The following is an 8,472-nucleotide window of genomic DNA, read 5'->3' as shown; positions in this document are numbered from 1 at the left end:
CGTGACTCCTGTTAGGGTGCGCCGATGTCATCGATCAAGCAGTTCCAGGTCACCTTCGACTGCGCGGAACCTGAGCGTGTTGCTCGTTTCTGGTGCGAGGTGCTGGGGTACGTCGTATCTCCGCCGCCGAAGGGGTTCGCCACGTGGGACGATTTCGATCGCTCCCGGCCCCCTGAGGAGCGTGGTTCATGGTTCGCCTGCAGTGATCCCTCAGGCGTGGGCCCGCGACTGTTCTTTCAGCGTGTTCCCGAAGGCAAGGTCGTCAAGAACCGGGTGCATCTCTGCGTGCGGGTCGGCACCGGGCTCGTGGGCGAAGAGCGCCTCGCCGCGCTTGAGGCCGAGTGTGCACGACTGGTCCCGCTCGGCGCGGTACGTGTGCGACTGCTGTACGACGGAAACGACTCGTGCATCGTCATGCAGGACATCGAAGGCAATGAGTTCTGTCTCGACTGAGCCTGTGCGGCCCCCGCGTTCGGAACGGGCGGCCCTCCAGGGCACGCCGGAGACCCGCCCGGGCCGGCCCGGGCGGGTCCTTCCGCTATGACCTGTACCGGTAGCGGATCCGGCCGCGGGTGAGGTCGTAGGGGCTGAGCTCCACGAGCACCCGGTCGTACGGGAGGATCTTGATGTAGTTCTTCCGGATCTTCCCGCTGATGTGGGCGAGCACGGTGTGCCCGTTCTCGAGCTCCACCTTGAAGGTGGCATTGCGCAGGCATTCGACGACGGTGCCCTCGACGTCTATGCCCCCTGACGTTTTCGTCATGGTCTTCTCACTTTCCTGACAGGGCTTGGTCTTGGTGGGAAACGAACGCGGTGCGTGCGTCAGTGGCGGACGAGTTCCAGGGTGCTGCCCGCGCGCCGGGCGCCGATGCCCTCGAACAGGGCGGTGGCCGCCGTATTGGACTCGTTCACCTCGGCCCAGGCCGCGGTGGTGCCGGAGCGGTGCAGCGAGGCCAGCGTGTGGGCCAGCAGCGCCCGGGCGATGCCGCGGCGGTGCCGGTCGGCTCGGACCGCGATCAGCCCGATCCGTGGCTGCCGGGGCAGCGGCTTCACGCGGATCAGTCCCACGTACTGGCCGGCGTGCCGCGCCACCGCGTACTTCGACGGGTCGACCACGGTCGTCCCCGCCGGGCGGGGCAGTATCTCGGCCGGCATCGTCCGCCATCCGGCGGTGGCCTCGACCTCGTCGCGGATGACGCGATCCAGGGCCCGCAGCGGGCCCTCCTCCGCCTCACCGGCGGGAACGATCGTCACGCCCGACGGGGGCCGCACCGAGCCCAGCCCGGTGACCCGTGGGTCGCTGGGCACGCGGTAGCCCCACTCGCGGCGGGCGACGGCGAAGCCGGCCCGCTCCCAGGCGGACGTCGAGTCCTGGTCGGCCTCGTCGGCCACGGCGTACAGCGGTGCCGGCAGATCCGCCACCATCGCGTCGGCGATGCGGTCGAAGACCGTGCCGTGCCATGCGTCGATGCCGATGAAGAGCCGCCCGTCGGGCCGGAGCGAGGCATCGCCGCGGCCGACGACCCGGTCGTCCTCCACGGCGTGCCATTGTGTGTCCGAAATCCGCGTGATGGCGGTGGAATGTACACAGTTCATTGGTGTTGCCTCTCGGGAGTGCCTTCTCTGAGGCGCCCCCCGGCGACACCTATGTCAACCGCCCACCGCGACGAAAAGGGGGAGCACCCACACGGATACAGCCTTCATGGGTCTCACCTCCTCGCGTTCTCGCACGGCTGTCCGGACAGTATCAGCCGGTGGGCGGCCGGCCCAACCCATTTGTTTCCGGGACGCGGGGTCGTTCAGCGCGGAGTCACCCAGCCCGGCACCCAGGTCCCGGTGGTGTCGCCGCCGGGCGATGTGGCGGCGAGGTGGGCGCGGAGGGTGGCCAGCGCCGGGTGGGGGTTGTCGCGGCGCCAGAGGAGCGAGTGCGGGTAGACGGGCGTCGGGCCGGTCACCGGGATGCGGCGCAGGCCGTGGCCGGCGGCCCGGGCGTCGGGGGCACCTCCCAGCGGGAGTTGGGGGAAGGTCCGCTCGCTCATGAAGGTGGCCAGGGCCGGGGTGTCGGCGATGGTGTCGAGGAGGGCGTCCGAGCCGAAGTTGGGGCCGGTCGCCTCGATGGTCAGGCCGAACTCGGCGACGAGATCCTCGTAGTAGGCGGCCCACTCGGTGCCGGGGACGATGCCGGGCATCCAGATCCGGTGCCCGGCCAGCTCGGCGAGGGTCACCGACTCGGCGCCCGCCAGCGCGTGGTCGGGGCCGGTGAGGAGCTGGAGCGGCTCGTCGAGCACCCGGACGGACTCGATGTCCTCGGGAAGGGGCCGGCCGGGCGCGGCGACGGCGCGGAAGGACGCGTCGATCTCACCGGAGAGGACGGCGGCGACGGCCGACTCGATCTCGAGCAGCATCACCACGTCGAGGTCGATCTCGGGGTGTGCGCGGTGGAAGCCGCGCATCAGGCCCGACGCCGCGCCGCGCGAGGCGATGATGTCGACGCGCAGGGGACGGCGGCCGGGGCGCACGGACGCGATCGCGCGCTCGGCGGCGTTCAGCAGTTCGCGTGCGTGGGGCAGGAAGGCCTGCCCGTCGATGGTGAGCTCGGCGCCGCGCGGCGTGCGGGTGAACAGCCGCACGCCGAGGTCGCGCTCCAGCGCGGCGACGCGCTTGGAGACGGCCTGCTGGGTGACCGCCAGGTCGACGGCGGCCTTCCGGAACTGGCCGGCTTCCGCGACGGCGGCGAAGGTGCGCACTGCTTCGAGCTCCACGCCGGCCCACCCTAGCGAACAACCATTGGTTGTACCTCGCGGGCGAATGGTTGTTTGACCTGCTGCCATGCCGCCCGATTGGCTCCCGTCGGTCAACGCGGGCCGGTTCAGCCGGGATGTCGAGGGGAGCGCGCTGGGCATGGTGGGCAGGAGACGGCTGGGCCGGGAGTTCGGCTGGCTGTGGGCGGCGTACGCGGTGAGCGCGTACGGGTCCGGGCTGGGGTTCGGCGCGTTGCCGCTGATCGCCGTGCTGGTGCTGCACGCCGGCCCGGCAGAGGTGTCCGCGCTGTCCGCGGTGGGGCCTGCGGCGGGCGCGCTGATCGCGGTGCCACTCGCGCCGTGGGTGGAGTTCCGGCGCAAGCGCCCGGTCATGATTGCGATGGACCTGATCCGGTTCGCGGCGTTGGCGACGATCCCGGTCGCCTACGCCTTCGGGCGGCTCGGCCTCGTCCAACTGCTCGTGGTCTCGGCCGTGGTCGCCGCGGCCAAGATCACGTTCGGCGCGGCCGGCGGCGCCTGCCTCAAGGCCCTCGTCCGGCCGGACGACCTGCTCGTCGCCAACGCGCGGTTGGAGTCCACGAACTGGAGCTCCATCGCGGTCGGGCCCCCGCTGGGCGGGGCGGCGATCGGCCTGTTCGGGCCGGTCACCACTGTGGTGGCCGACGCGCTCAGCCATCTGCTCTCCGCGCTGGGCATCACCGCGATCCGCGGCCGGGAGGAGGCACCGCAGCCGACCGGCGGGAACGCGGTCCGGGTGGGCGCGGTGTTCGACGGCTGGCGGCACATCATGGGCCATCCCGGTCTGCGGGCGCTGTACGTCAACAACATGCTGGTCTCCGGTCTGATCATGGCCACCGAGCCGGTGCTCGCCGTGCTCCTGCTGCGCCGGCTCGGCTTCGCCCCCTGGGAGTACGGCCTCGCCTTCGCCGCCCCCTGCCTCGGCGGGCTCGTCGGCTCCCGGCTGGCCCGGCGGGTCGTCGCCCGCTACGGCCGGGACCGCGTCTTCCGGACCGTCGGCACCCTGCGTGCCGTCTGGCTCATCGGCCTGGCCTTCGTCCGCCCCGGCGTCGTCGGCCTCGTCACCGTGATGGCCGTCGAGCTGGCCATCATCATCAGCATGAGCCTGTACACCCCGGTGCTCGCCACCTACCGGCTCGAACACACCCCCGAGCACCTCGTCGCCCGCACCCTGTCGGCCTGGTCGGTCGGCCAGCAGGCGTCCATCGCCGTCCTCACCGCGCTCGGCGGGCTGCTCGCCGACGTCACCGGCCCACGCACCGCTCTCACCGTCGCAGGACTGCTCATCCTGGCCACCCCGCTCCTGCTTCCCCGGCGCGACCGGACGTCGCCCCACGAGCCGGAACCGTCCCGCAGCCACGCCTGAGGCAGTCACCGGGGCGCTGGCCGGGATCAGCGCGGTGCCCCCAAGTACCAGCGGAGCCTGTTCAACGGTTCCTTGCCGAGGGAGGCCTGTGCCCGGTCCAGGAGGGCGTCGAGGTGTGCACGCTCGGCCGGCGGCAGTGCGGCGTACACCTCGGCGGTGTCGGCGGGACCCCAGCCGTGGAGGGCGGCGCGGGCCCGGGCGCTCAGGCCCGGGTCGGCGTCGTCCAGGAGAGTGAGGAAGCAGCGCAGCTGGGCGGCCGTACCGTGTGCGGCGAGCAGGCGGAAGGCGGCCGTCCGGACGTAGTGGGGGCGGTCGGTCGCCAAGCGCCGGTGCAGCCACTCCTCCGGGAGGCGGGCGGCTGTCGGCGTGAGGGCGAGGGCGACCTCACGGACCACTGCCGCCGATGGGTCGTCCAGCAGCGGCAGGAGCCGGTCCGGCTCGATCGCGTCCAGCATCCGCAGCGCCCACACGGCCCGCGCGCGCACCGCTACGGCCGGGTGCGCCAGCAGGGGCCGCAGCAACCCGGCGTCGGCCGCGCTGCCGCACTCGCCGAGCCCGGCGGCGGCGCCCGGGGAGACGTCCGGGGAGGCGCACAGGGACCGGTAGTGCGGCAGCGGCTCGACGCCGTGCTGCCGCAGCACCCAGCGGGCGCAGGCGCGGACGAGCCCGGAGCGGTCGGCGAGGAAGGCCGTGGCCCGCCCGGTGTCCCCGGTCCGGCTGAGTGCGGTCACCCCGGCCGCGCGGACGCGCGCCTGCCGGGCGCCCAGCAGCAACCGGACGATCTCGCCATGTTCCCCGCCGTCCCGCGTGCGGGCGAGCGCCGCGTCCGCACAGAGGTCCTGGACGACGATGTCGTGGTCCCTCGCCGCGATCCGGGCCAGATCGGCGGGGGAGAGACGCCCCCGCTCGATGGCAATCCGGTGGCCCAGACGCCGGGCGGCCCGGTCCTCGCTGCCCCGCAGCACGTCGGCGATCGCATCGTCCTGCAGGATGTCCTCCAGCAGCTCTTCGGCGGAACCGCCGTGCCGCCGCTGCGCGACGCGCAGGATGACGGCGGCGACCGCACCCAGCACCTCCGGCGTGGCCCCGGGCAGCGCGTCCCGCAGCACCGCCCGCGCCACCTCACGCACGGGCGCCACCCAGTCCGCGCAGCGCACGGCGACGAGGGGGAGGAGGGCGGCGGCGCCGGGGGAGGTGAGAGCGGCCTGGCGTATGCGGCCGTCGGGGTGGCAGAGCGCCACGGCGAGAGACGGCTCGTCGGGCGCCGGATCCCCGGCGCGCAGCCAGTCGGTGGAGGGAAGGACCCACAGCCGGCGCACCGTGAGGTCGAGCGCCACCCAGTCCCGCGCGTCGGTGGTGTCGAGCACCGCCCCCATCGATGAGCCGGGCCCCGCCCCGGCGGCTTCGACTGCGGACTGGGCCAGGTCGGTCCGGATGTTCATGTGGTGCGTCCCCGCCCTCGGTCGGTCGATCATGGTGACCGCATCGTAGAAGGGACGTTCCCGCTCATGCCAGGCGTTTCCTCCGCCCCCGCGCATGGAGGCGGTGCGGATCGTCAGACGGTCTCCTCCTCCAGGGAGGCGCTCTCGCGGGCGGATGCGTAGGTGGGGGTCTCGTAGGAGTGCCGGCCGGCGACGTACCACCAGATGGTGGCGAGCAGCAGGACGGCGGCCAGGGCGACGGGGGCGTAGTTGAAGGTCTGGGCCGTCACCGGGTAGCTCTGCGGCAGCAGGAAGAGCACGGTCACGAACGCCACCCGGACGACGGCGATCCAGCCGACCAAGGGGCCTCGGCTGCCCAGGTTCCAGGGCCCGGGAACGAACGACCGGCGGTTGCGCAGGCGCAGGTGGACGGGGATGGCGTAGGCGGGCGTGATGCCGACCACGTTGATGGCCGTCACGGCCCCGTAGGCCGTCGGACTGTACAAGGAGGGCACGGCGAAGAGTCCGGCGATCACCACGGACAACCACACGGCCGCGACCGGCGTCCCGGTACGGCCGTCCACGCGCCGCCAGATGCGGCAGCCCGGCAGGGCGCCGTCCCGCGAGAAGGCGAACACCATGCGGGAGCAGGCGGCGACCTCGGCGTTGCCGCAGAACAACTGGGCGCCGATGACGATCAGCAGCAGCGCCCCGACGACCACCCAGCCCCACAGCATCACCGCCGGCCCGCCGGTGGCCAGGCCGAAGCCGTAGAGCGTCATGCAGCCGGAGAGGACGCTGATGACGGAGAAGGAAATGGCGAAGTTGCCGTGGGACCCCATGCGCCGGGTCAGTTGCGGCTTGTAGCCCAGCTGACGCAGGTACGCGTCGTCGCTCTGCCCGGGCGCCGCCGGGCGTCCGGACTGTGCTCTCGGCGTGGACACGAAGGTGACCTCTCGGCAGGGTGAGGACGGGACCCGACGGCCGGGCGGCCGTGTGCCGAGGTCCGGCAGGGACCACGCCAGGGATCGCGGCACCGGACGCACTGGCGGTCTAGGGTCACGGTGATGTGCCGTCATGATGGCGTTCGGGGCGCAGGCGTTCGGGGCCAACACCTGACCTTGGCCGGATTACCTCTGCGCGCGGCCGAACCGGGCCGGCACCTCGACGCCGGCAGCGAGATTCAGCACACCACCGACAGTGCACGGAATCCTGATGTCCCGTCTCATTGGATCTTGCTTTCGGCAGCCGTGGCCGGTTCGGCGCTCTGACTGCTGATCGGTGATCTTCCTGGCCTTTGGGTCAGCCGATAGGTTCGTCCCATGAGATCACCACAGGCGGACGTGCATCATTCGGCTTCGTCCTGGCGGCAGCCCTGCCCTCCGGCGGCCTCCGGCGAGCGCACCATGCTGGTCGAAGAGATCGTCAAGCGCATCCTGAATCTCGGGCAGGGACGTCTGCTCGTGGGGATCGACGGCTTCACTGCCGCTGGGAAGACGAGCTTCGGACATGAACTGGCTGAGCGGATCAGTGCTGCGGGGCGGCCCGTGCTCCGGGCGACTCTCGACGATTTCAAGAGGCCGTGGAGGGACCGGCATCTGTATGACCGGGAGTCTGGTGAGGGGTACTACCGCAACGCGTATGACTATGAGGCGGTCAAGCGCCTGCTGCTGGATCCCTGCCGATCATCGGAAGCGACATCCTGCGTGCTGTGCAGCATCGACCCGCTGACCCAGCGAGATCACTCATCGGAAACGACGCCGCTCGAGGCGGACGCCGTGCTGATCGTGGATGGTGTCTTCGCGTTCCGGCCGGAGATCAATGAGTACTGGGACTTCCGGATCTGGTTGCAGGTCGATGCGGAGCTGTCCGTTCGGCGAGGTGCCGGGCGTGACCAGAACTGGGCCGGGTCCGAAGCCGAGTCGATCCACCGCAACAGGTATCTGGTGGCCGAGGACATCTATCTCCAGGAGGTCGACCCGCTGCCGATGATGGATGTTGTCATCGACAACTCGACGTTCGCGCGTCCGCAGATCGTGACGCCGTGACGTCTGGATGGTGCTGACGGGTGGTCGACTGAGCGAAGGCAACGGAGCATGTTGGGTGCCCTGCGGCCGTCAGTTCGCTGCTTTGGGTGTGATGCAGCGGTAGATCGTGGCGGGTGCCGCCTCGAAGGTGCGGGCGATCTTCGGGACTGGGGTGCCGGAGTCGTAGAGCCACCATCATCGCCAACAGGCAGCCGACTATCGGTCCGCCGAGCTGCCGAGCCGCAAGGAACCCCCGGCCGCCTCGAACGATCGACGAGACTCCCGCGGCGGACGGCTCCCGCGGCGGACGGCCCTCGGACTTCGGTCTGGCGGGGGAGTGAGGCCGCTGACATGATCCATCGCATGACTTCCCAGCCACAGGTTCAGGTTCCGCCGCGCTACGCACGAGTCAACGCCTGGGTGATCAGCCGTGACACCGATGCCGAAGTGCGCTTCCTGATATCGGCGTTCGGCGCGGTCGAGACCCCGGGCTCCCGGATGCTCGATCCCGACGGCGACATCGGTCACGTCGAGGTCGAGGTCGGCGAGAGCGTCATCATGCTCTTCGACGCCAAGCCGGGCTGGCCGCCGACCCCGGCCCACCTGCGCGTCTACGTCGATGACGTCAGTGCGGCCGTGGACCGGGCCGTCGCGGCCGGTGCCCGTGTCGTGACCCGTCCGACCCTGCTGGCCTTCGGTGAGCGGGTCGCCCGTGTCCGCGACCCTCAGGGACACCTGTGGTGGCTGCACGAGCGGGTGGAGGACGTCGCCCCCGGTGAACTGGCCGCCCGCTTTGCCGATCCGGCCGCCCAGGAGGCCATGGCCTACGTCCAGCGAACCCTGCGGGAAGAACTGGCGACGGCGCGCCCGGACCAGCC

Annotated in this window: 9 protein-coding genes and 1 pseudogene; 4 read left to right on the top strand and 6 right to left on the bottom strand. The window is 71.4% G+C overall.

The window, feature by feature from the left end:
• Positions 1-24: 24 nt before the first annotated feature.
• Positions 25-453, top strand: a complete 429-nt coding sequence (locus tag AB0K09_RS24845) for a VOC family protein (RefSeq protein ID WP_366067590.1) — start codon at positions 25-27, stop codon at positions 451-453.
• 85 nt (positions 454-538) lie between these two features.
• On the opposite strand, the gene infA is transcribed toward AB0K09_RS24845, so the two are convergent.
• The 3 genes from infA to AB0K09_RS24830 all read right to left on the bottom strand — a co-directional run bounded on the left by infA (position 539) and on the right by AB0K09_RS24830 (position 2,762).
• Positions 539-763, bottom strand: a complete 225-nt coding sequence (infA, locus tag AB0K09_RS24840; RefSeq protein ID WP_366067589.1) for a translation initiation factor IF-1 — start codon at positions 761-763, stop codon at positions 539-541.
• Between the two features lie 59 nt (positions 764-822).
• Entirely contained in the window at positions 823-1,596 is a 774-nt protein-coding gene (locus tag AB0K09_RS24835; RefSeq protein WP_366067588.1) for a GNAT family N-acetyltransferase, read from the bottom strand.
• Between the two features lie 203 nt (positions 1,597-1,799).
• On the bottom strand, positions 1,800-2,762 hold the full coding sequence (locus AB0K09_RS24830) for a LysR family transcriptional regulator (RefSeq protein ID WP_366067587.1): 963 nt from the start codon (positions 2,760-2,762) through the stop codon (positions 1,800-1,802).
• 139 nt (positions 2,763-2,901) lie between these two features.
• Here AB0K09_RS24830 and AB0K09_RS24825 point away from each other — a divergent pair, with 139 nt between their 5' ends.
• Positions 2,902-4,146: an MFS transporter gene (locus tag AB0K09_RS24825; RefSeq protein ID WP_366067591.1), complete on the top strand. Its 1,245-nt coding sequence runs from the start codon at positions 2,902-2,904 to the stop codon at positions 4,144-4,146.
• 26 nt (positions 4,147-4,172) lie between these two features.
• On the opposite strand, the gene AB0K09_RS24820 is transcribed toward AB0K09_RS24825, so the two are convergent.
• Both AB0K09_RS24820 and AB0K09_RS24815 read right to left on the bottom strand, forming a co-directional pair.
• Positions 4,173-5,588 (bottom strand): hypothetical protein, encoded by a 1,416-nt coding sequence (locus tag AB0K09_RS24820; protein ID WP_366067586.1) that lies wholly within the window; start codon positions 5,586-5,588, stop codon positions 4,173-4,175.
• Positions 5,589-5,701: 113 nt separating this feature from the next.
• On the bottom strand, positions 5,702-6,511 hold the full coding sequence (locus tag AB0K09_RS24815) for an amino acid permease (RefSeq protein ID WP_366067585.1): 810 nt from the start codon (positions 6,509-6,511) through the stop codon (positions 5,702-5,704).
• 378 nt (positions 6,512-6,889) lie between these two features.
• On the opposite strand from AB0K09_RS24815, the gene AB0K09_RS24810 reads away from it, so the two are divergent.
• Positions 6,890-7,615 carry a uridine kinase gene (locus tag AB0K09_RS24810; RefSeq protein ID WP_366067584.1) on the top strand — a complete coding sequence of 242 codons (726 nt, stop codon included), beginning with the start codon at positions 6,890-6,892 and terminating at the stop codon, positions 7,613-7,615.
• 69 nt (positions 7,616-7,684) lie between these two features.
• Here AB0K09_RS24810 and AB0K09_RS24805 read toward each other — a convergent pair.
• Positions 7,685-7,774: pseudogene (locus tag AB0K09_RS24805) on the bottom strand (recombinase family protein); the annotation flags it as partial.
• Positions 7,775-7,957: 183 nt separating this feature from the next.
• Here AB0K09_RS24805 and AB0K09_RS24800 point away from each other — a divergent pair.
• A partial coding sequence (locus AB0K09_RS24800) for a VOC family protein (protein WP_366067583.1) occupies positions 7,958-8,472 on the top strand: 515 nt, incomplete at its 3' end.

Origin of the sequence: Streptomyces sp. NPDC049577 (genome assembly GCF_040675635.1) — a bacterium.
Lineage (GTDB): Bacteria > Actinomycetota > Actinomycetes > Streptomycetales > Streptomycetaceae > Streptomyces.
This window is presented reverse-complemented; position numbering and strand designations above follow the sequence as displayed.

What these genes read in the sequence shown, in the direction of transcription:
- AB0K09_RS24845 (WP_366067590.1), top strand. Translation starts at nt 25, where the DNA reads ATGTCATCGATCAAGCAGTTCCAGGTCACCTTCGACTGCGCGGAACCT.
- infA (WP_366067589.1), bottom strand. Translation starts at nt 763, where the DNA reads ATGACGAAAACGTCAGGGGGCATAGACGTCGAGGGCACCGTCGTCGAA.
- AB0K09_RS24835 (WP_366067588.1), bottom strand. Translation starts at nt 1,596, where the DNA reads ATGAACTGTGTACATTCCACCGCCATCACGCGGATTTCGGACACACAA.
- AB0K09_RS24825 (WP_366067591.1), top strand. Translation starts at nt 2,902, where the DNA reads ATGGTGGGCAGGAGACGGCTGGGCCGGGAGTTCGGCTGGCTGTGGGCG.
- AB0K09_RS24820 (WP_366067586.1), bottom strand. Translation starts at nt 5,588, where the DNA reads ATGAACATCCGGACCGACCTGGCCCAGTCCGCAGTCGAAGCCGCCGGG.
- AB0K09_RS24810 (WP_366067584.1), top strand. Translation starts at nt 6,890, where the DNA reads ATGAGATCACCACAGGCGGACGTGCATCATTCGGCTTCGTCCTGGCGG.